We start from the raw sequence: 24,451 nt of genomic DNA, 5'->3' as shown, positions 1-24,451 counted from the left end.
GTTCCAACGTGAGGGTGAAACCCCAAGTCAATTCAGATGCTTTATGCAGCTTTCTCTTCGATGGTTGAGAGAATGCTTGCGATGTTCGAAGCAGGCGCGCCAATGGCCCCGGCGATGTTGCTTGCAGGTGCACCGATGCAGCCCACGATAGAAGCAATGAGCTCCTCGCGTGATGGCATACCGGCAACCGCTTTCACACCAGCGACGTCCAGCGCTGTATCGCCCATAGCACCGCCGAGAATGACAAGTTTTTCATTCTCTTTGGCATACTTGTCGACAACCTTCGCCGCAGCGACGGGGTCTTCAGAGTAAGCGAGTACAGTCATGCCTTCGAGGTACTGGGCGATGCTTGCGCATGGCTTGCCCTCGAGGGCGATTTTGGCGAGCTTGTTCTTGGCAACGCGCACGGACCCACCTGCTTCACGCATGTGCGCGCGCAGGTCCTGCATTTCAGCAACTGTCATGCCTTCGTAGCGGGCAACCACTACAACGCCAGAGCTTTCAAAGATCTGGCCGAGATCGTCGACCAGCTGTTCTTTTTGTGCTCTATCCACAGTTTTACTCCAAGTTTGGCGCCGGATTTGATCCCGGCACCGGCTCTACTTTTGTCAAACGGCTCAGGCCGCCCAACAGTCTACAGTCCATGTGCAAACGGGGCGAGCCAGAGGGAACCGAGGAGAGCCTCAAGAATTCTGGTCTTCCCGTCTCAGGCAGGAATTAATGGCATGAGGCCAACCCACCGTCTCGGACGAATAAAGGCCCAGACGAATCAATCGCGCGGGCCTGAAAGACCGTTTAGTGGTCTATGAGCAGAAAGCCAAGTGCCACACCTGATTTAATGAGGGTTTTTGTCACGAGGACCATTCCACATAACCTACTGGAAAGGTGTCGGCAGATAAGATGCGAAATGAACAACAAATAAGACTTTGCCGGCATCGCGTTGGCAGTGACGTCTTTCTTATTATTCTGAACCGGGATGTGACGACAGAACTCTCTACCCGGATTGGTGATACAATCATTGAGTTGATGGAAATCCCCGCAGAAGACGCGCAGCAGATCACAAGTGCCAGCGCAAGTTACCGGTTTGCTGCCTGTCCGTCCGGGCCAACTCAGAACCGAACGCGCGACCTGCCTTGTTGCGAGTCACTGCAAGGCAAAAATGCAAACGGCAGGCCAATTTGGCCTGCCGGAGACTGCTTCAAACTGAAGACAGGAATTTAGTTGCCGGTCGCAGACGCGACATCAACAGAGACGCCCGGGCCCATTGTCGAGCTGACGGAAATCTTTTTCATGTAGGTCCCTTTTGCGCCTGTCGGCTTGGCCTTGCCAACCGCATCAACAAAGGCTTTCAGGTTCTCTTCGATCTGCTGCGCAGAGAAAGAGGATTTGCCGATACCGGCGTGAACCACACCAGCTTTTTCCGCTTTGAACTGAACCTGACCGCCCTTTGCTGCTTCCACAGCTTCCTTGACGTCCATGGTCACTGTACCAACGCGCGGGTTTGGCATCAGGTTACGTGGGCCCAGAACCTTACCCAGACGACCGACAACAGCCATCATATCAGGTGTCGCGATGCAGCGGTCAAAATCGATCTTGCCGCCCTGAACAGTTTCCATCAGGTCTTCTGCACCAACGATATCTGCGCCAGCCGCTTTCGCTTCTTCCGCTTTCTCGCCGCGTGCGAATACAGCCACGCGTACGGTTTTACCTGTACCATGTGGCAGGTTCACTGTGCCGCGAACCATCTGGTCGGCGTGACGTGGATCAACGCCCAGCACCATTGCGATTTCGACGCTCTCGTCGAACTTTGCGTTGGCGTTGTCTTTCACCAAAGCAGCCGCTTCGGACACTGTGACGTTCTGTTTGCCTGCGAATGCAGCACGTGCTGCAGTTGTACGCTTACCAAATTTTGCCATTACTTCACCTCGATGCCCATAGAGCGAGCGGAACCCGCGATGATCAGCATTGCGCCTTCGATGGACGTCGCGTTGAGGTCCTTCATCTTCGCTTCTGCGATTTCACGAACCTGCTTGCCTGTGATTGTACCAGCAACATCCTTGCCAGGTGTTTTGCTGCCAGACTTCAGGTTCGCGGCCTTCTTGATGTAATAAGACGCAGGTGGCGTCTTGATTTCCATCGTGAACGACTTGTCCTGATAGTAGGTGATTACTGTCGGGCACGGGGCATTCTTTTCCATGCCTTCTGTCTTGGCGTTGAACGCTTTACAGAATTCCATGATGTTGATGCCGCGCTGACCCAATGCTGGGCCGACGGGTGGGGAAGGGTTAGCAGCTCCTGCAGGAACCTGCAGTTTGAGCGTACCCATAATCTTCTTGGCCATGAAGCCATCTCCTATTCCAACGCCCTTTGGTCGCGACCGCAGGGCTTTTCGTTGTGTGGTCCGGTCTGGCGCACGCGTGCCCCTCGCCTCCCACATGAGTGCCGCCTCAAGGGCGACAAGAGCGCCGTTTAGTCGGGCAACCCCCATTTAGCAAGTGGTTTTCGGCACGAATGCACTGAAAATCCATCGTTGCGGCAGCCAATAACGCCCACGTGATCCACCACGGCGTTGCCTTTAGGGAAACCGTAATAAATCGATCTCAAAGGAAAGCGTTATGACCTATACAAAAGCTCAGATCATTTTTCACTGGCTCACTGCTGCCGTTCTGCTCGTGATGGTGTTAACGGGCCTCGCTTATACATATGATTGGGTTGATGCAGGCACGATGCAACTGCACCAGATCTCGGGCCAGATCCTTATCGTGCTGGTTATTGCGCGCGTAATCGCCCGCTTCTGGCACCCTGCAACACCAGCCGTCAAACCCCACCATCCACTCGAGGCTGTCATGGCGAAAATCGTCCATGTCGGGCTTTATATCTGCCTTATCGCCTATCTGGTGACCGGATATATCGCCGCCTCGGGCCTGCGCGATCCACTGCTGATCGCCGCCGTTGACCAAGGCTTTGCGCGCTCGGACACGGGAGAATGGTTTCTTGAGGCGCATTTTACGCTGAAGTGGATTCTTTTGGCGCTGTTTGCCATCCACATCATCGCCGTTCTGAAACACCGATTTTGGGACAAAGACTTGCCCTTGTCGAATATGACCCTCACCCCACGAAAGGAATGACTATGCAAAAAATGACCCGCCGCCATGTGATGACGACAATTTCCAGCACAGCCGTTTTGCTCTGCCCTGCAATCTTGAATGCGCAAACAAATTTCGAGGCCGAATGGGCCGGCTTGCCAGAAGACCGCCCCACAGGTGAAAACCAGTTGATTACAGTCTCTGCAGGCGCAGCCGAGGTCGAGATATCGGCCTTGCAACCCGGTGAAGTCGCCGTGATCGCGCGCCCCACAGATGACGCGGAGTTTTCGGCAACGGGCATGATGCAATATGTGGCGGTGCATCGGCGCACGGCAGAGCAGGTCGCCTTTGGCGCGGCGAATGATCGGGCGGGCACGGTCCAGAACCCCGAATACTTTGTCGTAAACCTGCTGTGTACGCATCGTGGCAAGGCGATTGGTTTGACAGGTAACCCGAATGCGCCCTTTGCCTGCCTTGACCGCGGATCGCGGCACGGATCGGTTTATAATGCCGTCGGCATGGGGGTCGCTGGCGCATCAGAAGGCGAATACCTGTCGATCCCTGACTATACGCTGACAGCAGACGGCACTCAGGTTGTGCTTTCGCTGTCCTAAAGAACACAACAGCAGAAACAAAAAAGGGGAGCGTCCGACGCTCCCCTTTTTCAATTGCTGCGGTCGCCGTTACTGCTTGGAAACCTGCGTAAACTCCAGCTCGACCGGTGTGGCGCGGCCAAAGATAGAGACCGTCACCTTCAGGCGCTGGTTCTCTTCGTCGACTTCCTCGACCATACCGTCGAAGTCTTCGAACGGACCATCGTTGACTTTGACCTTCTCGCCGATCTCGAAGTGGATGAGAGTCCGTGGCGCATCCTCACCTTCCTGAACGCGGCCAAGGATTGCCTGTACTTCGGCATCGCGCATTGGCATCGGGCGGCCTTGTGGGCCAAGGAAGCCTGTGACGCGGTTGATCGAGTTGATCAGGTGATAGCCCTCGTCCGACATTTCCATATGGACCAGAACGTAACCCGGCATAAAGCGGCGCTCGGCGGTCACTTTCTTGTTGCGGCGGATCTCGATCACTTCCTCGGTCGGCACCAGAACCTCATCGATCTGATCGCTGAGCCCCTGCTCTTCTGCCTTTGTGCGGATCGCTTCTGCAATCTTCTTCTCAAAGTTTGAGAGAACGCTTACCGAATACCAACGTTTGGCCATCTGTCAGAGCACCTTGTCGTCACGCAGCCACAGGGCCGCTATTGCATTTCAGTTCGGCAGTTGAACCGCCAGTCCCGAAAATAAAATCGGCGTGCAACTTGATTCGCCGCACGCCATTTTCGGAAGTTGTTGGCTCTTACCGCTGCCTTACGGGGTTTTCAAGAGGCGGGCGGGAAAAGCGGCGCATTAGCTACCAAAGTAAGTCAAAACGCCGTTCAGACCTGTCCGGATCAGAAGATCGACCAAAAAGAAGAAAATCGCTGTCAGCGCGGCCATAATAAACACCATGATCGTGGTCATCACCACTTCACGGCGGGTCGGCCATACGACTTTGCCCACCTCTGAACGGACTTCCTGGATGAACTTAACGGGATTGGCGAGTGCCATGGCTGATCGTCCTTTGTAAAAACATGACGGACTTACGGCCTCTGCCCCACAAATTCAAGCCCGTTAGGACCGACTGGTCATCATGAACGCGTCAGTGCTTGTCGGGATCCAGCAAGGTAACGCCATCCATCTGTGCAATCGTCGCGATCTGGCGCGCGTAGGCCGCATCACTGATGGCGTGTTCTTTTTCCGAGAACCCGTCAAAGGGCGGATGTCCATCTTCCACGGAAAGCGCCTTGCGGGCCGCTCTTGCGGAATTCTCTGCGGTCACGTCACCCGCCTGTTCCAACACCTGCGCAACAGCAGCAGCAGACAGACCACGGTTCATACGTCGTCGTGGTGGTCGCACAGCTGCGGCGGCATCTTGCCCGACCAGTCCGGAGATAATTTGCGGAAACAGGGCACCATAGTCCTCGTATCGCCAGACCGTGATAGCCCCCACGCCATGTGCAGCGCGCAGTCGACCAACCAGATCCACCCAATCGACGGTGCCTATGCCATGACTTTTCAGGTAGGATTTCAACGGTTGTACCCTGCCACCCAAGAGCAGCTGGCAATAGGCTGAATTAAGAAAAGCCGTTGGGCGGCGCACGGCAAGGTGGACATCAATAGTCTGGCCAAGTGCCCCTGACAGCCCCGTAAGGCGCGCGCCTGCGGACTTGTAGCGGCGCTTCATCTTGCGGCCGTTCGGCGTATTCAAAGCGCCGATAAAATTCTCCTCGCTGAAGACCAGCCGATGGCCATCCTGGCGCAGCCTTGCCAGTTGCTCGCCAGCTGGACGCTTTTCCATATCGTCCGGTGCTTGATGCTTCAGCCCGAAGAGGGATTGCAAAGACCGCCCCGGCAATCGCAGCGTATCGGGGCCATAATACTGCACGCCATGCTCTGCCAACTGCTTGGTAGCAGATTTGAGCGAGCGTTGCAGATGCGTGGTGGCCGTCTTGTGTGCCCCGACATGGAACGCAACGGAAAGAGGTCTGGATGTCATAGAAACTAAATGAACCTCCGCGCACAAGCGTGTCGGTGATCTGGTCTGGCAGGGGCACCAGGACTTGAACCCGGGACCTACGGTTTTGGAGACCGCCGCTCTACCAACTGAGCTATACCCCTACGACCGAGTAGCGAGGTAGTCCGAAACTCAGGCAGGATCAAGAGGGAAGGTGCCGCGAAACGGCTGGACCGTCCGATTTCGGTTTGGGAACGGTCCGCGCCGATACCCGATCGGCGCAATCCATATCTAAACAGGCCCAAGAAGCCGGATTTTTGCGACCTTCGGCCAGGACTTTAGCGGGAAGCGATCACTACCGGCGCAAAGGCTGCGTAATCAAGGACCACTTCATAGTCAGCATCGTATTTGCCCAGAAGCGGCGGAAACAGATCCGCGTCCGTCAGATAAATATCATAGCTGGCATCATATGATCCGTAGACGGCTGCACCAACTTCAATGCCATTCTCGGCAAGAACGGCTTCATAGTCAGCCTCATAAAGTCGGCTCTTGTCATTGCTCAAAACGGCTTCTGCAAAAACAGGACCGGCAAAAACGTTGACGGCAACAAAAAGCGCAATTGATTTCAAGGGGGTCATTTCAGGCTCCGTAACTCGATAAATAAAACATGGCACAGGCACCATGAGCACAGGCAAAAGATAAAAAGCCAAAATGGCAGACTTAGGCCCAAATCATGCTGATTTTAGTCGAATTGTGTTCATGTGCGGCGCGGTTCAGGACGCTCGCAGCTTGTGTTCAGGTGCAGACCTGCGAAAACAGAGGATGACACGTAAACAAAGGCACCGCCCAAGATGTCACTGCGCAAACGCATCGAGAATTCAGAACGGCTCGTGAACGCGGTCGGACGTTTGGTCTTGCTGTACCTCAATCTGGTCCAGCGCACGACGCAGTGGCAGTCCGACGGCGTGGAAGAATTGCGCGCCGCAATGGCGGAAGGGCCTGTATTGCTTGTGATGTGGCACAGTCGGCTCATGATGATCGCGCACCACTGGCCAGTCGAAAGCGGATCGCTCTCCAGCCTGCATGATACCTCGCCAATTGCGCGGGTCGTCGGTGCTGTTCACCGACAAAGGAGGCTGCAACCTATGAAAATGTCAGTCAAAGTGTCAAACATCGTGGCATCACGCACGGTACTCAAACGCGTCAATGAAGGCGTAAGTATCGGATTGACGGCCGATGGACCACTCGGGCCTGCACTACAGTTGAAGGATCCACCGCTTGAGTGGGCGCGCGCGACCGGATTGCCGATCTTTTGCTACGCTTTTTCAACCACCCGTCAGCGACGCGCGGCGTCATGGGATAAGTTGCTGATACCGCGGCTATTCGGCAAAGGCGCCTATGTCTTTGCCCGCTTTCCCCAAAAGGTACCACGCAAGCCAGACGGGGACGAACTGGCAAATCTCCGTAAGGATATCGCAAGTTTCATCGACGCCAGCACCGCGCGTGCGGATGCGATGATCGATCTGCCGCACGGCCCCTAGACTGTCGCGCGCCTGAAGAACAGCAAACACACCGCAGCCGCAAACGACATCCCTGCCCCGGCCAGTATCGCCATTCCCGCATCACCTGCTGCGTCAGCCAGTCCGCCGCCAAACCGTGGGCCCACCATCATCACGACATAGTAGATCGTAAAAAAGACGCCCATCCCCAACGAACGCGATTTCGGCGTAAGCACATCTCCGGGCAAGGTCATTACCGGCCCCGCGCCCAATGCGAACAAGATGCCCAACACGCAAAATACGGTGAGCGCCAAGGCCGGAGCATAAAGGATGACAGGCATCAAGACTGCAAAGCTGATCAGGCTAAGATAGATAATCGCATCCTTGCGGCCGGTCCGATCCGCAATAATGCCACCGATGGGCAACGCGATAGAAAACAGCACCATGAACAGACTGGTCACAGAGCCCGCTTGCGTCAGCGACCACCCTTGCTGCACCAGAAGAGCAGGACCAAAGCTGAACACCATCGCGAGCGCGGTGTTGTAGAGCGCCCAAACCAAACCCGCCAGTGTCAGCGCAAAATAGGGAAATGACACCCGTTCCAGCGCAGCGGTCGTCACCTCAATCCCCTCTGGAGAATGATAGAACAGCGCAAAGATCACAAAGGCGGCGGCAACCAAGCCCCAAAGCGTCCACCACGCGAAAGCGATGCCACCGGCATTGGCCAATAAAGGCAGGAGCATGAGTGCAAGCGCGATCCCGACAGGCCAGGAATTGATGTAAATCGCCATCGCCGTCGAAATTTCACGACCCGCAAACCAATCCACCAACATCTTGGTCATAAGGACGTTCAGGATCACGCCGCCGGTCCCCATGATGAACCTACCAGCCACCAGCACATTCCAGCTCTCGGTCACTGCCACCATGGTGCCTCCAAGCAGCATCAAGAGAAGACCGGCACCCACGATACGTTTGTCACCAAATCGGGCAGCCACGGCACCGCCGGGAAGAGCAAAGAAGATGCCCGGCGCAAAATAAAGTCCGATCAGAAAGCCAATTTCGGCCAATCCGATGCCGAACGTTTCCATCAAGAGCGGCGACAGCGCAGCAACGGCCTGAAACTGGAAAGCCATTGTAAGCCGTGCGAAAAACAGGATGGCCAGAATCAGCCAGCGATTAGCGGTCATGCATCACCCTTTCCGAGATTCATCATTTGCGCAACTGAAACGCATATCACAGCCCACGGCCACTGGGCCTTCAGTGCAGGTGCGTTTGCGCGATGACGCGGATGACTTTACGCGGCACCGCTCCGAAGCTTGGCCAGATCAGCGCCGACAATCGCGGCCTCTTGGGCAATAATCCTGCCGATATCCCAATCCCACCACGCGATCTCAAGCAGGGCTGCAATCGTCTCATCGTCAAACCGCATCCTGCTGATTTGCGCAGGGTTGCCCCTGACAATCGCGTAATCCGGGATTTGTCCGCTCACAACTGCACCCGCCGCAACGATCACGCCGTTGCCAATCCGGGCACCGGGTAAAATGGTGGCACCCTGTCCGATCCAGACATCGTTGCCGAGAACAGTATCGGGTCCGGGATCAGGCATGGAAGGGCCGTCCGGACCAGTGCCTGTAAAGATCATAAAGGGAAAAGTCGAAAACCCATCGTAACGATGGTTCGCCGACGACGTGATAAACGTCACGCCATCCGCGAACTGGCAGAATTTCCCGATCCGAAGCTTCTCGGGCGAAAACGCATAGAGGTAGGGCGCGAGATGCGCGGCCCAATCATCGGGTGGCTTGTGCGCGCTGGCATATGTGTAGTCGCCAATCTCGAAGCGCGGATGATCAACAGCCGCGGAAAGAAAGACTGTGCCTTCATGTGCGTTGCCGTCAGGCAGAACAACCGGATTTCGGGTTTTGGGGGATGGAAAGGTCATGGGACATCCTTGTGCTGAATTGAGAAAAGGTTACAGCGTTGAATGATCCATGTCGGCCTCCATTGGTTACGCAAGCCGCTTAGCACATATCAGCGAAAACCAAAAGGCCGCTCCAAGTGGAGCGGCCTTTCGTTTGTTCTGTCCGATGTGTCGGGGCGGGCCCCGACCGACGGGTTATTCTACGATCTTCGATACAACACCGGCGCCGACTGTGCGGCCGCCTTCGCGGATCGCAAAGCGCAGGCCGTCTTCCATCGCGATCGGTGCGATCAGCTCGACGTTGAACTTCAGGTTGTCGCCCGGCATCACCATTTCGGTGCCTTCGGGCAGAACAACTGTGCCGGTCACGTCAGTGGTCCGGAAGTAGAACTGTGGACGGTAGTTCGCGAAGAATGGTGTGTGACGGCCACCCTCTTCCTTGGTCAGAATATAGGCTTCTGCCTCGAACTTTGTGTGCGGGTTCACAGAGCCCGGCTTACACAGAACCTGACCACGCTCAACACCTTCACGGTCCACACCGCGCAGCAGTGCGCCGATGTTGTCGCCGGCTTCACCACGGTCCAAGAGCTTGCGGAACATCTCGACGCCTGTGCAGGTCGTCTTGGTGGTGTCACGGATACCAACGATGGAAATCTCGTCGCCGACGTTGATCACGCCACGCTCGACACGGCCGGTCACAACCGTACCACGGCCGGAGATCGAGAACACGTCCTCGATCGGCATCAGGAACGGCAGGTCAACCGCACGGGCAGGTGTCGGGATATATGTGTCGACAGCTTCCATCAGCGCTTTGATCGAGTTCTCGCCGATCTCCGCGTCACGGCCTTCCAGTGCGGCCAGAGCCGAACCCGGGATCACAGGAATGTCGTCGCCAGGGTACTCGTAAGAGGACAGCAGTTCGCGGATTTCCATTTCAACCAGCTCGAGCAGTTCTGCGTCGTCAACCTGGTCAACCTTGTTCATGTAAACGACCATGTAGGGGATGCCCACCTGACGGCCGAGCAGGATGTGCTCGCGGGTCTGTGGCATCGGGCCGTCGGCTGCGTTCACAACCAGGATCGCGCCGTCCATCTGGGCGGCACCGGTGATCATGTTCTTCACATAGTCAGCGTGGCCGGGGCAGTCGACGTGGGCGTAGTGGCGTGTCTCTGTCTCGTACTCGACGTGTGCGGTCGAGATTGTGATACCACGGGCCTTCTCTTCGGGCGCGCCGTCAATCTGGTCGTAGGCTTTGAAGTCACCGAAATACTTGGTGATCGCAGCGGTCAGGGTGGTCTTGCCGTGGTCAACGTGGCCGATTGTGCCAATGTTTACGTGCGGCTTATTACGTTCAAACTTTGCCTTTGCCATTTTGCAGGGCCCTTAATTCTGAGGGGCCACAAGCGGCCCGGTCCAACATCGCGGGCGATGTATTTGGAAATGGATGGGAAATCAAGTGGCGCATTTGCGATAACGGAAACGAAATGCAAATCAGTCAATCCGGTTGTTGGGCAATTGCACGATGGCGCTGTGTCCATACAGGCCTAATCGATACCGTTCTCAACCTGAAGCGCGCGAATATATGAAATAATCATCTCAACATCAGCGCGCGTCAGGCCCTCAACTGCGGCCATGTTCCCGAACGGCCAATGGTGCGCCCGCACGCCAAGTGCGACAGCCCGCTGAAATGCCTCATCGCCGTGATGCGACGGTTCATAAATCTTATGAACCAACGGAGGACCGACGCCATCACGCCCAACTGCATTTACCCCGTGACACACCGCGCAATTGGCTTCAAAGGCAATCTGCCCCATCGCCTGCTGCTCGGTAAAGCGCGCTGGAATTATGACATCAACCAACGGGCCAGCCTCGGCTGCAGGTTTTGTATCAGCGACGTTTGGCGCATCAGCGGCACCCATCATCAGGTAAACCCCAGCGCCTACGACCGCCGCAAATACACCGATTGCAACTCTATTCAAAACCAGCATCGCTCATTTACAACTCCGTTTGCGGACAAGCTAGGAACTTCCCGCGCTGGAAGGTCAAACGATTAAATGAACCGGTTGTTCTTGGGGAAACCATGTGGCGGGCGCTTGCCGACACCGGCACGCGCGCCTTTCCACTCTGTCATGTCCGGCTCGGTCCGTGTTTTGCCACCACCCATCTGCCAGGACAGCCCGTCTTCCCAAGCGAATGTCGTGATGTCCGACAACCCGCCATCCAACTCAAGCATACCCTGCCGCCCGGCCGCCTTTTTATATTTCTGGATGCGCACGCCTTTGCCACGCCCCATTTCAGGCAATTCACCGATTTCAAAGACCAATAGCTTGGCGTTCTCGGACACCACCGCGACATGGTCGCCCACGACGCGGCGGCAGACCTTCGCGACAGTGTCTTTGACATTCAGAACCTGCTTGCCGGTCCGCGTCTGCGCCAGAACTTCTTCTTCGGGCACGATAAACCCGTTGCCCTCAGCTGAGGCAACCAACAGCTTTTCACCCGGTTTATGGATCAGGAAATCGACGATCGCGACATCATTGGGTAGATCAATCATCAAACGCAACGGCTCGCCCATACCGCGCCCGCCGGGCAGATTGGCGGCGCCGACTGTATAGAAACGGCCGTTTGCGCCAAAGACGAGCAGTTTATCGGTGGTCTCCGCGTGGAAAATAAAGCGCGGGCCATCGCCGTCTTTGAATTTCAGCTCGCGGGTCAGATCAATATGACCGGTCATTGCACGGACCCAGCCCATCTCAGAGCAAACCACAGTGATCGGCTCGCGCTCGATCATTGCCTCAAGCGGGACATCCACAACCTCGGTCGCCTCGGCGAATTGCGTGCGACGCGCCCCGCCTTCGCTATCGCGGCCAAAGATTTTGCGGGTCTCGCGCAGTTGCTCGGAAATCCGCGCCCATTGCAGATCATCGCTTTCCAGCAAATCCTCGATGCCTGCGCGCTCTTCCATCAGTGCGTCACGCTCGGCAATCAGTTCCAGCTCTTCCAACCGGCGCAAGCTGCGCAAGCGCATGTTCAGGATCGCTTCGGCCTGTACTTCTGTGAGCGAGATTTCCGGATCCGCCCCCGGCACGATCGGCGAACGGTAGTCCGCCTCGGACGTGGCGCGCCCATGATCCTGCCCCCAATCCTCGATCATCAAGGCCTGTTTGGGATCGTCGTCGTAGCGAATGATATCAATCACGCGGTCGAGATTGAGGAAGGCAATGATAAAGCCCTCAAGCACCTCAAGCCGGTGGTCGATCTTTTCCAGACGGTATCTACTGCGGCGGATCAGGACGTCGCGGCGGTGGTCAAGGAAAGCCCGCAGCACTTCCTTGAGGGAACAGACCTTGGGCGTCAGCCCGTCGATCAGCACGTTCATGTTCAGGCTAAAGCGCGTTTCCAGATCGGAATTGCGGAACAGCATCCCCATCATGACCTCGGGATCGACGGTCTTTGCGCGGGGTTCGAGGACCACGCGGATATCCTCGGCGCTCTCGTCGCGGACATCGGCCAACAATGGCACCTTCTTAAGCTGGATCACTTCGGCCAGCTTCTCGATCAGTTTCGATTTCTGCACCTGATAAGGAATTTCGGTCACGACAACCTGCCACTGACCACGGCCCAGATCCTCGACTTCCCATTTGGCGCGCAAACGGAAAGACCCGCGCCCTGTGCGGTAGGCCTCGGCGATATTCTCTTTGGGTTCGACAATCACACCACCGGTCGGAAAATCGGGACCGGGGATGTAGTTCAGCAGCGTATCATCGCGCGCATCGGGTGTTTTGATCAGATGCAGGCAGGCATCCACCAGTTCATGCAAGTTGTGCGGTGGAATATTCGTCGCCATCCCCACAGCGATCCCGCTTGATCCATTGGCAAGAAGGTTGGGGAATGTGGCCGGCAAGACTGCCGGCTCGGTCAGCCGCCCGTCATAGTTGTCGCGGAAATCGACACTGTCCTCGGACAAACCTTCCAGAAGCGCCTCGGCGGCGGCTGTCATCCGCGCCTCGGTATAGCGCGAAGCGGCAGGGTTATCGCCGTCGATATTGCCGAAGTTCCCCTGACCATCGACCAGCGGGTAGCGGACGTTGAAGTCCTGCGCCAAACGCGCCATCGCATCATAGATCGCGGCATCACCATGGGGGTGGAAATCACCCATCGTGTCACCGCTGATCTTGGCAGATTTCAGAAACCCACCCGTGGGCGACAAGCGCAGGCGCGACATCGCATAGAGGATACGACGATGGACCGGTTTCAGACCGTCGCGAGCATCGGGCAAGGCACGATGCATGATCGTGGACAGCGCATAGGTCAGATACCGGTCGCCGATGGCGCGGCGGAGGCTTTCGGTCACGTCGTTGGGCCCTAGGCCGGTCTCGATCTCATCATTCATGGGACTGGTTTAGCGGGCCTCGATTCTGGCGTAAAGCGGCGAATATACACTGCGTTGCGCAATCTCGATTGACAACAGGCGTTCGATCGCCGTTGCAACGCGCGGCCACTTGTCAGCTGGCAATCCGCGGTGCAAAGACAAGCGCATGATACAGAAATCCATTTTGATCACGGGCTGTTCCTCTGGCATCGGCTATGACGCCGCATATGGGCTGCGCGCCGCGGGCTGGCGTGTTTTTGCGAGTTGCCGCAAGCAGGAAGACTGCGACCGGCTGCGCAGCGAAGGGTTCGAGAGCCCGCGCATTGACTACGCCGACGCCGACAGCATCGTCACCGGCCTTGCCGAAACACTCGAGGCAACCGGCGGCACGCTGGACGCGCTCTACAACAATGGCGCTTACGCCTGCCCCGGTGCCGTCGAGGATTTGCCGGTTGGCGCCCTGCGCGAGATTTTCGAAACCAACGTCTTTGGCTGGCATGAGCTGACACGGCTGGTCATTCCCGTGATGCGCACCCAAGGGCATGGGCGGATTATCAATTGTTCATCCGTTTTGGGGTTCGTCGCACTGCGCTGGCGCGGGGCCTATGTGGCGACCAAATACGCGCTTGAGGGCCTGACAGATGTCTTGCGCATCGAAATGAGCGATACGCCGATCAAGGTGATCCTGATCGAACCCGGCCCCATCACAGCCAAGATCCGCGAAAATGCGATCCCGCACTTCGAGAAATGGATTGACTGGGAAGGATCGGCCCGGGCCGGCCAGTATGCGCAGTTGCGATCACGGCTCTATGACGACAACGGACCGGACCGTTTCGAGTTGCCTCCCTCCGCGGTGACCAGAAAAATCCTGCACGCCCTGACATCCGCGCGCCCGAAACCGCGCTACTATGTGACAACCCCCACCTATCTGATGGGTTTTTTGCGGCGCGTGTTGCCGACGCGGCTTCTTGATGCGGTCATTTTGCGCGGCTGAGGGTTTTCTTTCCGGCACGCCCTGCTACATGCGAGAGGAATTAAGGAAGGATCGAACCAATGGCCAATGACCCGCTTTTTTGGGCGATGTCTGTGTCAGTGCTGGTTGTGCTCGTCATTTTGATGTGGGGTATCGGCAGCTTTGGCAAGGGCGGTGAGTATAACCGCAAACACGCAAACAAGATCATGCGCTGGCGCATTGGTGCACAATTCCTTGCGGTCGTGATGATCCTGATTTTTGTCTATTTGCGCGGTGGAGGAAACTAACCGATGGTCGTTCTCAACAAGATCTACACAAAAACCGGAGACTCCGGCGAAACGGCCCTTGGTAACGGCAGCCGCGTTGCCAAACACTCGATGCGGGTAACATCCTACGGCACGGTCGATGAAACGAATGCAACCGTCGGACTGGCACGCCTGCATGCCACCGGCGAGATGGATGCCCAGCTTGCCATGATCCAGAACGATCTGTTTGACCTTGGCGCGGACCTTTGCCGCCCTGATATGGAAAAAGACGGCGAAGCAGAATACCCCGTACTGCGCATGACCGATGCGCAAGTTGCGCGCCTTGAAAGCCAGATTGATACAATGACCAAAGAGGTCGAGCCCCTGCGCAGTTTTATTCTGCCTGGTGGATCGGCGCTCGCGGCCCATTTGCACCTTTGCCGTACCGTGTCGCGCCGTGCCGAGCGGTTGACCGTCGAATTGGCGACGTACGAGTCGGTCAATCCAGCGGCGGTCAAATACCTTAACCGTTTGTCTGACTGGTTTTTCCAAGCCTCGCGCATCGCCAATAACAACGGCAATGATGATGTGCTTTGGGTGCCCGGCGCAAACCGCGGCTAAGCGATTTTTCAGCAGAAAAACCGTCATCGGACCTGATCCGCTTATTACATACGAGACCCTGTCCCAGGGGTTTGACCTTACGTTCGCGTCAAGAACGTGGCGTCGGTGACATCTGCCGCGTCGATTTTGCACTGTTTTCACGCGGCAGCGCAGGCTAACAACGGGGCGAGAAGTGTAATTTTCAGATTCTTGGGAGAGAAACGCATATGAAGGTCCTCGTACCCGTCAAGCGCGTGATTGACTACAACGTGAAAGTTCGTGTGAAAGCGGACGGCTCCGGTGTCGATCTCGCGAACGTCAAGATGTCGATGAACCCGTTCGACGAAATCGCTGTAGAAGAAGCGATCCGCCTGCGCGAAGCGGGTAAAGTTGAAGAAATCGTCGCGGTCTCGATTGGCGTCAAACAAAGCCAGGAAACACTGCGCACCGCGCTGGCGATGGGTGCCGACCGTGCGATCCTTGTTGTTGCTGCTGACGATGTGCACACCGACATTGAACCGCTGGCTGTTGCCAAAATTCTTGCCGCGATCGTCAAGGAAGAAGAGCCGGGTCTGGTGCTGTGCGGGAAGCAAGCAATCGACAATGACATGAATGCCACTGGCCAGATGCTGTCGGCCCTGCTGGGCTGGTCACAAGCGACCTTCGCCTCTGAGGTTGATGTTGATGGCGACAATGCGACCGTCACCCGCGAAGTTGATGGCGGCCTGCAGACGATCAAGGTGAAAATGCCAGCAATTGTGACTGTGGACCTGCGCCTGAATGAGCCGCGCTATGCGTCGCTGCCCAACATCATGAAGGCCAAGAAAAAGCCTTTGGATGAAAAGACACCTGCCGATTACGGCGTTGATGTCGCGCCGCGCCTCAGCATCGTGAGCACCACAGAACCAGCGGCCCGCAAGGCCGGTATCATTGTGGGTTCGGTTGATGAACTTGTCGAGAAACTCAAAGAAGCGGGGGCTGTATAATGGCTGTTCTTCTGATTGGTGAAGTAACTGACGGCACATTGGCCGTTGATGCGACGGCAAAGGCCGTCTCTGCGGTGAAGTCTTTGGGTGATGTGACCGTGCTTTGCGCGGGTGCCTCAGCGAAAGCGGCCGCTGACGAGGCAGCAAAGATTGAAGGCGTCTCCAAAGTACTCTGCGCTGAAGATCCGGCCCTTGGTCACCGCTTGGCCGAGCCTACCGCCGCTCTGATTGTATCACTCGCAGGCGATTATACGCATATCGCCGCCCCCGGCACCACGGACGCGAAAAACGTTATGCCACGGGTCGCTGCACTCTTGGACGCGATGATCATCTCTGAAATGACTGCCGTGGTTGACGCGGACACGTTCGAGCGTCCAATCTATGCAGGCAACGCGATCCAGACAGTCAAATCCTCTGACGCTGTCAAAGTCATGACCATCCGTACCGCTGGCTTTGATGCTGCGGCGATGGGTGGTTCTGCATCCGTTGAAAGCATCGGTGCCGCCGGCGATCCGGGCCTGTCTGAATGGGTCGAAGACAAAGTAGCCGCTTCTGATCGCCCCGAACTGACGTCTGCCGGTGTTGTTGTTTCCGGTGGTCGTGGCGTCGGGTCGGAAGAAGACTTTGCACTGATCGAAAAGCTGGCCGATAAGCTCAACGCCGCTGTCGGCGCATCCCGCGCTGCTGTGGATAGTGGCTACGCGCCCAATGACTGGCAAGTGGGCCAGACCGGCAAGGTCGTAGCGCCTGAACTCTATGTGGCCGTTGGCATCTCGGGTGCCATCCAGCACCTTGCGGGCATGAAAGACAGCAAGATCATTGTTGCCATCAACAAAGATGAAGAAGCGCCTATTTTTCAGGTTGCAGACTTCGGCCTCGTGGCAGACCTTTTTGATGCCGTACCGGAACTGACCGGCAAGCTCTGATCAGTTGCGCCATTGCGCATGAAGGGCCCCGGCAGTGCCGGGGCCTTTTTTATATGGCATAAAGCTGGTTTCTAATGGATTGGATCAGGGCCGCGCCTGCCTCGACATGGCAATCAACACCCAGCATTTCTGAGGCGGCTTTCGTCTGGCTTGGTGGAAAGTACATGCCGCGTGAGCCCTGCGACAAGGCACGTTCCGTCGGGTTCACGACGACAACGTCTTTGACCAGAGGCCGCAACTCATCAATCATTGACGCTGTGATGAACAGCGGATCAACCTGCAACTGGCCCGGGCGGTCGGCCCAATGCGTATCTGTCATGGCATCTTCGGAAAACCACAGCAGGATGGTCCGACGCCCGATCTGGCCCAGCATATTGCGCATGCGCGCCAACCAAGCCGCGCGCAGTTCAATCACGACAGTGTCAAACCGTTCGAGAGATGTGGCATGCAGCGCACCCAGCATATGGCGCGTAAAGGAAAACTCCGAAAAATCGATCTCTTGATAGATCGCCTGCAAGACGGTTGATGCGCGCAGGAACCGGTCGTTTCGCCGCGGATGGACCGAATAGAACCGGTTTGAAAGAAAATTCGCCCCCATCACCTGCACTACGGTCAAATCGGCTTCAGCGCAGATATCCATGATCGTCGGATCATTGACAAAGGCATCAATCCCGCCGTTGACGCACCCAAAGTTCACGCATGTCTGGCGCATGGCCTTTTCAACAAGGGTTGGAAACGGCTTTTCGATGAATTTGCCATAGGTTTCGGTGCCACCGATGAAGGCAAGATACGGCAAATCAAGTCGTTTGCGCGGCCCGCGAAACAACATCCGTGAATTCCCGTAACGGCACGGCGAATACGAAAGTTCACCTGTTTCAATCGTTTCATGTCGCATGGCTACCGCCCCTTTCTGTCATCACCCAAGGCGCAGATTCGCCCAATTCTTTTGCGAATTTGCTAATGACGGCATTTGATAAAACTTTTACCTACACGCCCGACTTGAAGGTGACCCCCGCAGGGGCCTATGGTGCGGCCAACCGTTAAAGGAATGATCATGACAATTGAGAAGGTAGGCATCGTTGGCGCAGGTCAGATGGGCAACGGCATTGCCCATGTTTTTGCCCTTGCGGAATATGAAGTGCTGATGACCGATATCAGCGAGGACGCGTTGAGTGCCGCCGTCGCGTTGATCGAGCGCAATCTGGATCGTCAGGTCAGCAAAGACCTGATCACCCAGGCGCAAAAAACCGACGCGATGAAGCGGATCACAACGACACCAACTCTGACCGATCTGGGCAAGACAGACCTGATTATCGAAGCCGCGACCGAGCGTGAGACGATCAAGACCGCGATTTTCGAAGATCTTGTGCCGCACCTCAAGCCGGACACGATCCTGACGTCGAACACCTCGTCAATTTCAATCACACGGTTGGCATCACGGACAGACCGGCCCGAAAAATTCATGGGGTTCCACTTTATGAACCCTGTCCCGATCATGCAGTTGGTCGAACTGATCCGCGGCATCGCGACCGACGAAGCCACCTTCAAGGCCTGCCACGCGGTTGTGGAACGCTTGGGCAAAACCTCTGCCACCGCAGAGGATTTTCCCGCCTTCATCGTCAACCGTATCCTGATGCCGATGATCAACGAGGCAATCTATACGCTCTATGAAGGGGTAGGGTCGGTGCAATCCATTGATACCTCGCTCAAGCTGGGTGCAAACCACCCGATGGGGCCGCTGGAACTGGCCGATTTCATCGGTCTGGATACCTGTCTGGCGATCATGAACGTGCTGCACGACGGTCTGGCCGATACCAAATATCGCCCCTGCCCCTTGCTCACCAAATATGTCGAGGCAGGCTGGCTGGGCCGTAAATCGCAACGCGGCTTCTATGACTACCGCAGTGGCACGCCTGTACCCACGCGCTAGTCTTTCAGACGCAGCGTTTCTTGCCGCATCCAATCCATACAGGCGCGTTGGTCACTCAGGCGTGACCTGACTTCCTCTGCGTCAAACGGATGGCCAATCACAGGCTTTTGCGGCTTGCCGCAGGCCCTGACGATTTCATAAATCAACAGGCTTTGGCGCAGGGTGGGCGATAGGCGGTTGGCCATTTGATACCAGCGCGAATTCGAACCCGGAAAGAAGAGCGGTACAACCCGCGCACCTGACATCCGGATCATTTTGGCAGTAAAAAGGTTCCATTCCCTCTCGATCATGGGTCCGAACAGCGTGTCAGACGATGCGACGACCCCCGAAGGGAAAACGGCTACGACGCCACCAGCATTCAAATGCGCCATGGCTTGCTTGCGCATCTCGACCATCTTTGCCTGTGCGCCTTCTTCATGCGGAAACGGGACAGGGATGAGGAACTTACCTGCACCTTCATCAATATCGGTAAGAAAAGCGCGGGTCAGGATACGGTAGTCGCTGCGCACCCGCCCGATCAGTTCGGCAAAGATCATGCCGTCAACCAGCCCATGCGGATGGTTTGCGACAACAACGACAGGCCCGGTTTGGGGAATGCGCGCCAACTGCTCGTCCGGCGTCGTCACATCAATCCCCATCACATCCAGCGCATTACGCCAGAACGCCTGACCGTGGAACTTGCCCCGCTTTTCAAATTCGCGGACCATCCGGATAATCTTGATTTTCCCTGTAAGCCATTCAATCGTCTTGATCACGGTGCGCCGCACGGGGTGATCAAACGTTTCCGAATAGGTCAGCGCCCGCCGGTTATACACGTGCGGGACAGGCTTTGAGACGGCGGGCTGTGCAGGGGCCTTGGGGGTCGTATCGGTCAATGCACTTGTCCTATCCGATCCTGACATTCATCAGTCGCCTTCACCGAATTTATCGGCAACAAGATTTTCAATTGCCGCAGCAAGCTCTTTTTCCTGCGGTCCGCGTGTTTCCACGTCAATAAAGGTTCCGATAGAGGCTGCCAACATCAAAAGCCCCATGATGCTGTCGCCGCTGGTGCGTTCCCCGTCCTTACTGACTATGGCCTCGGCATCAAAGCTTTCGACAACCTCGACCAGTTTGGCGGACGCGCGCGCGTGCAGACCTTTGATATTCTCGATCTTCAAACGCATCTGGGTCATTGGGGAAGCCCCCCGTTGTGACTATTGATGTATTTGTGCGCCGCAGCAATGGCCGCTTCGACAGCATCCGGCACGCTGGCCTTGCGGGATTTGGCAAGTTTGATGAGCATCGGCAGGTTTGCTCCATAAAGGATGCGGCGGTTTTCCGGGCTACAGGCCTTGAGCGAAAGGTTGGTCGGCGAACCACCAAACATATCCGTGACGATGACTACACCGTCACCGGTATCGACATCATCTGCAGCCTGGCAGATCTCGGTCTGTTTCGCCGCGCGGTCATCTTCGGGGCCAATTGCAATACTGACCATGCCGGGCTGCGGCCCGACGACATGCTCGACCGCGGCGTGATATTCCTGCGCCAACCCCCCATGCGCCACGATGACGATACCAATCAAACTACGTCTTCCCTTTTCCCTTGCGCATCGCGCCGCTCTAATTCGCGATGTCGTTTAGACACATGCCACCCGTCTTGTGCAAGTGCCTCTGCAAGCCGTTCTGTCATTGCAACCGAGCGGTGTTTGCCCCCTGTACAGCCAAAGGCGATCGAGAGGTGTGCTTTGCCCTCATCCTTATGCGCAGGAAGAAGCAAATCCACGAGGCCCTTAATCTGGGCAAAAAACGGCGGAAAGCGCGGATCAGCCGCGACATAGGCCGCCACGGCAGGATCGCGGCCGTCAAGGACACGCAGGTCTTCTTCCCAATGGGGGTTTTGCAGAAAACGGCAATCAATCACGATGTCCATGCCACGCGGCAGACCGCGTTTGTAAGAAAAAGAATGCAATGTCACGCCAAGCTTGGCACCGCCCTCGCCTGTCCTGAACCATCGCTCAACCTCAGCCTTCGCGTCATGGGGCGACATGCCCGTCGTATCAATCAGCACATCGGCACGCGCACGGATAGGGATCAAGAGGTCCCGCTCGGCCTGAATACCGGCAAGCGGCGGACCAGCCGGGGCCAAAGGATGCCGCCGCCGCGTTTCGGAATAGCGGCGCACAAGCTCTTCCTCATTGGCATCCATATAGAGAACCTGCGCCGGAAACTGCCCCTTGCCTGTCAGCCGGTCAATTGTGTCGATCAACGCACTGATGCTGAAATCACGGTTGCGGACATCAATACCCAGAGCCAGCGGACGCACGGGCGGCGGACCATCCAGCAAGCGCGGCAAGAGCGACAAAGGCAGGTTGTCAATCACCTCATAGCCCAAGTCCTCAAGCGCCCTGATTGCCGTCGAGCGCCCGGCACCGGATGGACCGGTGACCAAGACCACACTCGCGGCCTGATCTTCTGGGGCTGCTCCCGCATTGGTCATCGATCGCTCCAACCGGATTTGAGAATTTGCAATACTGCTGCAGCAAAGTGTGGCGCGTCCACGCGGCATATCAAGGGGAGATTATGTCCCAGTAGTTCAAAAAACCGCGCCTCGGGCATGCGCGCGGTTTCGGATTGATCAAGGTCTACCACCAAAACAACCCTTGCGCGGCTCTGCACTTCTGCATTCAAGATGCCGATACCGCGTGCTTCTATTAGCCCTTTGATGGTGTCCGGTGCCTGCGCGAACACAAGACCGTGCTCCGACATGAGGCGCACGCCATCATCCGCGACCAGTTTACAGCCCAGCGCCATAAGCTGCAGCCCCAAGGAAGATTTACCCGACCCTGATTTCCCCACGATAATGACGGCGCGATCGGCCCAAGCCACACAGGTCGCGTGCAGGGTTCGGGATGCTGCCATAACGGATGCCCCTAGATCGGCAGGCCAACAACAAAACGGGCACCCAACGGCTCAGATGTTGGGTCAGCATCTGTTGGCCGGATATTCTCGGCCCAGATTGCGCCACCGTGGGCCTCTACGATCTGCTTGGAGATCGCCAAACCTAGGCCGGAGTTGTTGCCGAACTGTCCTTCGGGGCGCTCGGAATAGAAGCGTTGGAAAATCTTGGTCAACGCATCATCAGGAATGCCGGGGCCAGTATCTTCGACCACCACCAGCACCCGGTTCTGACGGGTGCGCGCCCAGATGCGGATTGCATCGCCTTTGTCACAGAACGAAATCGCATTTGTGATCAGATTGACAAAGACCTGCGCCATCCGCCCTTCGAGGCCCTGGACCATAAGCGTACCTTCGGGCAGGTCAGTGACGAAATCAACGCCACGAAGCCTGGCGTCCTTGCCAAGGAATTCACCGATATTTCCAAGCATCTTGATCAGGTCGAAGGACTCCTCCTCTTCCTTGACAAGCTCGCTGTCGAGCCGTGACGCGTTCGAGATATCGCTGACAAGACGGTCCAAACGCTTCACATCATGTTCGATCACTTCCAGCAAACGCTCGCGTTGATCGTCGCGTTTGGCCACGCGCATCGTGCCCACAGCAGATCGCAGCGAGGCCAAGGGGTTCTTGATCTCATGCGCCACATCTGCGGCAAACTGCTCGTTTCCCTCGATCCGTTCGTAAAGGGCCGACACCATGCTGCGCAGTGCCGCGGACAAACGGCCGATTTCGTCAGGGCGCCCGCTCAAATCAGGGATACGGACACGGCCGGGGGACATTTTGCGCGCATTCTTTTCCTGACTAGCCTCTGCGGCAGTGGCCAGTTGTGCCAGTGGATTGGCGATGGTCGAGGCAAGAACCAGACTGAGACCCACACTGACCAGAATACCCACAAAGAACAGGCGCAGGAATTGCTCGCGTTCGCGGCGGACAAGGCTGTCAACCTCGCCAGCGGCTGTTGTAACAGCGATTACCCCCACGGCCACATCGTTGCGCATGATCGGCGTTGTGACGATAAAAGTTGTCGCACCGTTGATTTGCGACGCTTCCAGTTGGGTGCCGTTCAGGATCGCGTCTTGTACATTCTCTTGTGACAGCCGCACGAGCGCATCCTGCTCGCTAACGTCTTCCTGTCCGAACGAGCCAAGGCTGATCAGCCCATCCCAAACCGAAACAAGGAAATCGAGAATGAACGTTCCACCGGTTTGCGCTTCCAACTCGGCAATCTGTTCTTGGTTGAGGCTGCCGCTTGCGCGCGCCACCAATGTGGTATCTGGCGCAAAAACCGAAACCTCGACCCCGCCCCGCAGATTCAGACCTTCCAATGTGGCTGTCGGATTGATCCCGTCAGCAGTGACGAGGTTCACCGGCGCAATTCTGGGCAGCTGCCCTTCAAAAACATCGGCAATCAACTGCGCCTCGTTGACCAATCCGTTGGCACGCTGAAATGCGAGGCTGTCACGCGAGGGGCTGAGATAAAGCACGCCGGAAATCAGCATGATCAAAGCGATCAGGTTGAAGGTGATAATCTTGCGTGCAATTGGCGACCGCCGCAGTGCGAACAAACGCCCGCCCGGAATCTCGTCAACTTCGATCTCTTCGGTGACAAAGTCCGGATCGACCCAATCATCGCCGAGCACAAGATCAGGCGTACGCGCCGCTGCGCGCACGGACTTGAGGTCGCGTACGTCAATTTTGGGCGAAGCCGTCATGGCTTACTCTTCGTTGTAGCGGTACCCGATTCCGTAAAGGGTCTCGATCGCAGAGAACTCGTCATCTGTGTTACGCATCTTTTTCCGCAGCCGCTTGATGTGGCTGTCGATCGTCCGATCGTCCACGTAAACTTGGTCATCATAGGCAACATCCATCAACTGATCCCGGCTTTTGACAAAGCCGGGCCGCTGGGCCAGCGCCTGCAACAACAAGAATTCCGTCACCGTTAGGGATACGTCTCTCCCTTTCCATTTCACTGCGTGACGGAGCGGATCCATCACCAACTCACCGCGGACCATCACTTTGGTGTCTTCGGTTTCCTCAATCTCTTCGCCCGCAATCGCATCTTGCCTGCGCAAGAGCGCGCGGATTCGTTCGACGAGTAAACGCTGAGAAAATGGCTTTTTTACGTAATCGTCAGCGCCCATGCGCAAACCAAGCACTTCGTCGATCTCATCGTCCTTGGAAGTCAGGAAAATAACGGGCATGGAGGTTTTTTGTCGCAGTCTTTGCAACAAATCCATTCCGTCCATCCGTGGCATTTTGATGTCCAAAACAGCCATGTCAGGCATCCGTTTGTTGAAAGCCTCGAGCGCTGAGAGACCGTCATTATAGGTCTCGACCTCGAAACCCTCCGCCTCTAGTGTCATGGCAACGGACGTGAGGATGTTCCTGTCATCGTCTACAAGTGCAATTCTCGACATGGTGGAAACCCTT

At 56.5% G+C, this 24,451-nt stretch carries 29 protein-coding genes and 1 tRNA gene; 9 read left to right on the top strand and 21 right to left on the bottom strand.

The features are described 5' to 3' along the window. Nucleotides 1–41 precede the first annotated feature (41 nt). The 3 genes from rplJ to rplK all read right to left on the bottom strand — a co-directional run bounded on the left by rplJ (nucleotide 42) and on the right by rplK (nucleotide 2,341). Entirely contained in the window at nucleotides 42–554 is a 513-nt protein-coding gene (rplJ, locus tag C7964_RS03125; RefSeq protein ID WP_110278197.1) for a 50S ribosomal protein L10, read from the bottom strand. A 663-nt stretch (nucleotides 555–1,217) separates the two neighbouring features. Then, entirely contained in the window at nucleotides 1,218–1,916 is a 699-nt protein-coding gene (rplA, locus tag C7964_RS03120; protein WP_110278196.1) for a 50S ribosomal protein L1, read from the bottom strand. Continuing rightward, entirely contained in the window at nucleotides 1,916–2,341 is a 426-nt protein-coding gene (gene rplK, locus C7964_RS03115; protein ID WP_055296198.1) for a 50S ribosomal protein L11, read from the bottom strand. Before rplK ends, rplA begins: the two co-directional genes overlap by 1 nt. A gap of 274 nt (nucleotides 2,342–2,615) precedes the next feature. Here rplK and C7964_RS03110 point away from each other — a divergent pair, with 274 nt between their 5' ends. Both C7964_RS03110 and C7964_RS03105 read left to right on the top strand, forming a co-directional pair. Further along, nucleotides 2,616–3,128: a cytochrome b gene (locus C7964_RS03110; protein WP_110278195.1), complete on the top strand. Its 513-nt coding sequence runs from the start codon at nucleotides 2,616–2,618 to the stop codon at nucleotides 3,126–3,128. 2 nt (nucleotides 3,129–3,130) lie between these two features. Beyond that, nucleotides 3,131–3,700, top strand: a complete 570-nt coding sequence (locus C7964_RS03105; protein WP_110278194.1) for a Rieske (2Fe-2S) protein — start codon at nucleotides 3,131–3,133, stop codon at nucleotides 3,698–3,700. Between the two features lie 69 nt (nucleotides 3,701–3,769). Here C7964_RS03105 and nusG read toward each other — a convergent pair whose 3' ends face one another. The 5 genes from nusG to C7964_RS03080 all read right to left on the bottom strand — a co-directional run bounded on the left by nusG (nucleotide 3,770) and on the right by C7964_RS03080 (nucleotide 6,271). Beyond that, nucleotides 3,770–4,300 carry a transcription termination/antitermination protein NusG gene (gene nusG, locus C7964_RS03100; RefSeq protein ID WP_055296201.1) on the bottom strand — a complete coding sequence of 177 codons (531 nt, stop codon included), beginning with the start codon at nucleotides 4,298–4,300 and terminating at the stop codon, nucleotides 3,770–3,772. Nucleotides 4,301–4,486: 186 nt separating this feature from the next. Then, nucleotides 4,487–4,687: a preprotein translocase subunit SecE gene (gene secE / locus C7964_RS03095; protein ID WP_055296202.1), complete on the bottom strand. Its 201-nt coding sequence runs from the start codon at nucleotides 4,685–4,687 to the stop codon at nucleotides 4,487–4,489. Nucleotides 4,688–4,778: 91 nt separating this feature from the next. After that, complete coding sequence (locus C7964_RS03090) at nucleotides 4,779–5,675, bottom strand: hypothetical protein (protein WP_110278193.1); 897 nt, start codon at nucleotides 5,673–5,675, stop codon at nucleotides 4,779–4,781. A 46-nt stretch (nucleotides 5,676–5,721) separates the two neighbouring features. Next, a tRNA-Trp gene (locus C7964_RS03085) sits at nucleotides 5,722–5,797 on the bottom strand. 174 nt (nucleotides 5,798–5,971) lie between these two features. Next, the gene (locus tag C7964_RS03080) at nucleotides 5,972–6,271 is read right to left on the bottom strand and encodes a hypothetical protein (RefSeq protein WP_110278192.1); all 300 of its coding nucleotides are present in this window, start codon (nucleotides 6,269–6,271) and stop codon (nucleotides 5,972–5,974) included. 213 nt (nucleotides 6,272–6,484) lie between these two features. Between C7964_RS03080 and C7964_RS03075 the strand changes: the two genes are divergently transcribed. Beyond that, entirely contained in the window at nucleotides 6,485–7,174 is a 690-nt protein-coding gene (locus tag C7964_RS03075) for a lysophospholipid acyltransferase family protein (protein ID WP_286163728.1), read from the top strand. Here the strand turns inward: C7964_RS03075 and C7964_RS03070 are convergent. From C7964_RS03070 to C7964_RS03050, 5 genes are all read right to left on the bottom strand, one after another. Then, nucleotides 7,171–8,319 (bottom strand): MFS transporter, encoded by a 1,149-nt coding sequence (locus C7964_RS03070; protein WP_110278191.1) that lies wholly within the window; start codon nucleotides 8,317–8,319, stop codon nucleotides 7,171–7,173. The genes C7964_RS03075 and C7964_RS03070 overlap by 4 nt on opposite strands. 107 nt (nucleotides 8,320–8,426) lie before the next feature. Further along, nucleotides 8,427–9,071: a CatB-related O-acetyltransferase gene (locus C7964_RS03065; RefSeq protein WP_110278190.1), complete on the bottom strand. Its 645-nt coding sequence runs from the start codon at nucleotides 9,069–9,071 to the stop codon at nucleotides 8,427–8,429. A gap of 174 nt (nucleotides 9,072–9,245) precedes the next feature. After that, nucleotides 9,246–10,421 carry an elongation factor Tu gene (tuf, locus tag C7964_RS03060; protein ID WP_110278189.1) on the bottom strand — a complete coding sequence of 392 codons (1,176 nt, stop codon included), beginning with the start codon at nucleotides 10,419–10,421 and terminating at the stop codon, nucleotides 9,246–9,248. A 173-nt stretch (nucleotides 10,422–10,594) separates the two neighbouring features. After that, nucleotides 10,595–11,038 (bottom strand): c-type cytochrome, encoded by a 444-nt coding sequence (locus tag C7964_RS03055; RefSeq protein ID WP_110278188.1) that lies wholly within the window; start codon nucleotides 11,036–11,038, stop codon nucleotides 10,595–10,597. 62 nt (nucleotides 11,039–11,100) lie between these two features. After that, nucleotides 11,101–13,443 carry a DNA topoisomerase IV subunit A gene (locus C7964_RS03050; protein WP_110278187.1) on the bottom strand — a complete coding sequence of 781 codons (2,343 nt, stop codon included), beginning with the start codon at nucleotides 13,441–13,443 and terminating at the stop codon, nucleotides 11,101–11,103. 145 nt (nucleotides 13,444–13,588) lie between these two features. Between C7964_RS03050 and C7964_RS03045 the strand changes: the two genes are divergently transcribed. The 5 genes from C7964_RS03045 to C7964_RS03025 all read left to right on the top strand — a co-directional run bounded on the left by C7964_RS03045 (nucleotide 13,589) and on the right by C7964_RS03025 (nucleotide 17,152). After that, nucleotides 13,589–14,416, top strand: coding sequence for an SDR family NAD(P)-dependent oxidoreductase (locus C7964_RS03045; RefSeq protein ID WP_110278186.1), 828 nt, complete (start codon nucleotides 13,589–13,591; stop codon nucleotides 14,414–14,416). Nucleotides 14,417–14,475: 59 nt separating this feature from the next. Next, the gene (locus tag C7964_RS03040; RefSeq protein WP_076660948.1) at nucleotides 14,476–14,682 is read left to right on the top strand and encodes a twin transmembrane helix small protein; all 207 of its coding nucleotides are present in this window, start codon (nucleotides 14,476–14,478) and stop codon (nucleotides 14,680–14,682) included. A 3-nt stretch (nucleotides 14,683–14,685) separates the two neighbouring features. Beyond that, entirely contained in the window at nucleotides 14,686–15,261 is a 576-nt protein-coding gene (locus C7964_RS03035) for a cob(I)yrinic acid a,c-diamide adenosyltransferase (protein ID WP_076660947.1), read from the top strand. 206 nt (nucleotides 15,262–15,467) lie between these two features. Further along, nucleotides 15,468–16,226 carry an electron transfer flavoprotein subunit beta/FixA family protein gene (locus tag C7964_RS03030; protein WP_110278185.1) on the top strand — a complete coding sequence of 253 codons (759 nt, stop codon included), beginning with the start codon at nucleotides 15,468–15,470 and terminating at the stop codon, nucleotides 16,224–16,226. Next, nucleotides 16,226–17,152 carry an electron transfer flavoprotein subunit alpha/FixB family protein gene (locus C7964_RS03025; RefSeq protein WP_110278184.1) on the top strand — a complete coding sequence of 309 codons (927 nt, stop codon included), beginning with the start codon at nucleotides 16,226–16,228 and terminating at the stop codon, nucleotides 17,150–17,152. Before C7964_RS03030 ends, C7964_RS03025 begins: the two co-directional genes overlap by 1 nt. A 49-nt stretch (nucleotides 17,153–17,201) precedes the next feature. On the opposite strand, the gene C7964_RS03020 is transcribed toward C7964_RS03025, so the two are convergent. Continuing rightward, nucleotides 17,202–18,047 (bottom strand): DUF6473 family protein, encoded by an 846-nt coding sequence (locus C7964_RS03020; RefSeq protein ID WP_110278183.1) that lies wholly within the window; start codon nucleotides 18,045–18,047, stop codon nucleotides 17,202–17,204. Nucleotides 18,048–18,206: 159 nt separating this feature from the next. Between C7964_RS03020 and C7964_RS03015 the strand changes: the two genes are divergently transcribed. Next, the gene (locus C7964_RS03015) at nucleotides 18,207–19,082 is read left to right on the top strand and encodes a 3-hydroxybutyryl-CoA dehydrogenase (RefSeq protein WP_110278544.1); all 876 of its coding nucleotides are present in this window, start codon (nucleotides 18,207–18,209) and stop codon (nucleotides 19,080–19,082) included. Here C7964_RS03015 and C7964_RS03010 read toward each other — a convergent pair. From C7964_RS03010 to C7964_RS02980, 7 genes are read right to left on the bottom strand one after another with little or no spacing between them, the layout of a single operon-like run. Continuing rightward, nucleotides 19,079–19,957 carry a lysophospholipid acyltransferase family protein gene (locus C7964_RS03010; protein ID WP_502693548.1) on the bottom strand — a complete coding sequence of 293 codons (879 nt, stop codon included), beginning with the start codon at nucleotides 19,955–19,957 and terminating at the stop codon, nucleotides 19,079–19,081. The two genes, C7964_RS03015 and C7964_RS03010, sit on opposite strands and share 4 nt — an antisense overlap. Nucleotides 19,958–19,987: 30 nt before the next feature. Further along, entirely contained in the window at nucleotides 19,988–20,257 is a 270-nt protein-coding gene (locus tag C7964_RS03005; RefSeq protein WP_076660943.1) for an HPr family phosphocarrier protein, read from the bottom strand. Further along, nucleotides 20,254–20,649 carry a PTS sugar transporter subunit IIA gene (locus C7964_RS03000; RefSeq protein ID WP_076660942.1) on the bottom strand — a complete coding sequence of 132 codons (396 nt, stop codon included), beginning with the start codon at nucleotides 20,647–20,649 and terminating at the stop codon, nucleotides 20,254–20,256. The genes C7964_RS03005 and C7964_RS03000 overlap by 4 nt, the downstream gene beginning before the upstream one ends. Beyond that, nucleotides 20,646–21,563 (bottom strand): RNase adapter RapZ, encoded by a 918-nt coding sequence (gene rapZ, locus C7964_RS02995; protein WP_110278181.1) that lies wholly within the window; start codon nucleotides 21,561–21,563, stop codon nucleotides 20,646–20,648. Before rapZ ends, C7964_RS03000 begins: the two co-directional genes overlap by 4 nt. After that, nucleotides 21,560–21,985: an HPr kinase/phosphorylase gene (locus C7964_RS02990; RefSeq protein WP_110278180.1), complete on the bottom strand. Its 426-nt coding sequence runs from the start codon at nucleotides 21,983–21,985 to the stop codon at nucleotides 21,560–21,562. Before C7964_RS02990 ends, rapZ begins: the two co-directional genes overlap by 4 nt. An 11-nt stretch (nucleotides 21,986–21,996) precedes the next feature. Beyond that, nucleotides 21,997–23,733 carry a sensor histidine kinase gene (locus C7964_RS02985; protein WP_110278179.1) on the bottom strand — a complete coding sequence of 579 codons (1,737 nt, stop codon included), beginning with the start codon at nucleotides 23,731–23,733 and terminating at the stop codon, nucleotides 21,997–21,999. 3 nt (nucleotides 23,734–23,736) lie between these two features. Next, the gene (locus tag C7964_RS02980; protein ID WP_055295931.1) at nucleotides 23,737–24,438 is read right to left on the bottom strand and encodes a response regulator transcription factor; all 702 of its coding nucleotides are present in this window, start codon (nucleotides 24,436–24,438) and stop codon (nucleotides 23,737–23,739) included. Nucleotides 24,439–24,451 lie beyond the last annotated feature (13 nt).

Origin of the sequence: Loktanella sp. PT4BL (assembly GCF_003201935.1) — a bacterium.
Taxonomy (GTDB): domain Bacteria; phylum Pseudomonadota; class Alphaproteobacteria; order Rhodobacterales; family Rhodobacteraceae; genus Yoonia.
Note: the sequence above shows the minus strand (reverse complement) of the source record. Positions and strands in the feature narration are given on the sequence as shown.

Coding starts and splice junctions, on each gene's coding strand:
- rplA (WP_110278196.1), bottom strand. CDS start 1,916: ATGGCAAAATTTGGTAAGCGTACAACTGCAGCACGTGCTGCATTCGCA.
- rplK (WP_055296198.1), bottom strand. CDS start 2,341: ATGGCCAAGAAGATTATGGGTACGCTCAAACTGCAGGTTCCTGCAGGA.
- C7964_RS03110 (WP_110278195.1), top strand. CDS start 2,616: ATGACCTATACAAAAGCTCAGATCATTTTTCACTGGCTCACTGCTGCC.
- C7964_RS03105 (WP_110278194.1), top strand. CDS start 3,131: ATGCAAAAAATGACCCGCCGCCATGTGATGACGACAATTTCCAGCACA.
- nusG (WP_055296201.1), bottom strand. CDS start 4,300: ATGGCCAAACGTTGGTATTCGGTAAGCGTTCTCTCAAACTTTGAGAAG.
- secE (WP_055296202.1), bottom strand. CDS start 4,687: ATGGCACTCGCCAATCCCGTTAAGTTCATCCAGGAAGTCCGTTCAGAG.
- C7964_RS03090 (WP_110278193.1), bottom strand. CDS start 5,675: ATGACATCCAGACCTCTTTCCGTTGCGTTCCATGTCGGGGCACACAAG.
- C7964_RS03080 (WP_110278192.1), bottom strand. CDS start 6,271: ATGACCCCCTTGAAATCAATTGCGCTTTTTGTTGCCGTCAACGTTTTT.
- C7964_RS03075 (WP_286163728.1), top strand. CDS start 6,485: ATGTCACTGCGCAAACGCATCGAGAATTCAGAACGGCTCGTGAACGCG.
- C7964_RS03070 (WP_110278191.1), bottom strand. CDS start 8,319: ATGACCGCTAATCGCTGGCTGATTCTGGCCATCCTGTTTTTCGCACGG.
- C7964_RS03065 (WP_110278190.1), bottom strand. CDS start 9,071: ATGACCTTTCCATCCCCCAAAACCCGAAATCCGGTTGTTCTGCCTGAC.
- tuf (WP_110278189.1), bottom strand. CDS start 10,421: ATGGCAAAGGCAAAGTTTGAACGTAATAAGCCGCACGTAAACATTGGC.
- C7964_RS03055 (WP_110278188.1), bottom strand. CDS start 11,038: ATGCTGGTTTTGAATAGAGTTGCAATCGGTGTATTTGCGGCGGTCGTA.
- C7964_RS03050 (WP_110278187.1), bottom strand. CDS start 13,443: ATGAATGATGAGATCGAGACCGGCCTAGGGCCCAACGACGTGACCGAA.
- C7964_RS03045 (WP_110278186.1), top strand. CDS start 13,589: ATGATACAGAAATCCATTTTGATCACGGGCTGTTCCTCTGGCATCGGC.
- C7964_RS03040 (WP_076660948.1), top strand. CDS start 14,476: ATGGCCAATGACCCGCTTTTTTGGGCGATGTCTGTGTCAGTGCTGGTT.
- C7964_RS03035 (WP_076660947.1), top strand. CDS start 14,686: ATGGTCGTTCTCAACAAGATCTACACAAAAACCGGAGACTCCGGCGAA.
- C7964_RS03030 (WP_110278185.1), top strand. CDS start 15,468: ATGAAGGTCCTCGTACCCGTCAAGCGCGTGATTGACTACAACGTGAAA.
- C7964_RS03025 (WP_110278184.1), top strand. CDS start 16,226: ATGGCTGTTCTTCTGATTGGTGAAGTAACTGACGGCACATTGGCCGTT.
- C7964_RS03020 (WP_110278183.1), bottom strand. CDS start 18,047: ATGCGACATGAAACGATTGAAACAGGTGAACTTTCGTATTCGCCGTGC.
- C7964_RS03015 (WP_110278544.1), top strand. CDS start 18,207: ATGACAATTGAGAAGGTAGGCATCGTTGGCGCAGGTCAGATGGGCAAC.
- C7964_RS03005 (WP_076660943.1), bottom strand. CDS start 20,257: ATGACCCAGATGCGTTTGAAGATCGAGAATATCAAAGGTCTGCACGCG.
- rapZ (WP_110278181.1), bottom strand. CDS start 21,563: ATGACCAATGCGGGAGCAGCCCCAGAAGATCAGGCCGCGAGTGTGGTC.
- C7964_RS02990 (WP_110278180.1), bottom strand. CDS start 21,985: ATGGCAGCATCCCGAACCCTGCACGCGACCTGTGTGGCTTGGGCCGAT.
- C7964_RS02985 (WP_110278179.1), bottom strand. CDS start 23,733: ATGACGGCTTCGCCCAAAATTGACGTACGCGACCTCAAGTCCGTGCGC.
- C7964_RS02980 (WP_055295931.1), bottom strand. CDS start 24,438: ATGTCGAGAATTGCACTTGTAGACGATGACAGGAACATCCTCACGTCC.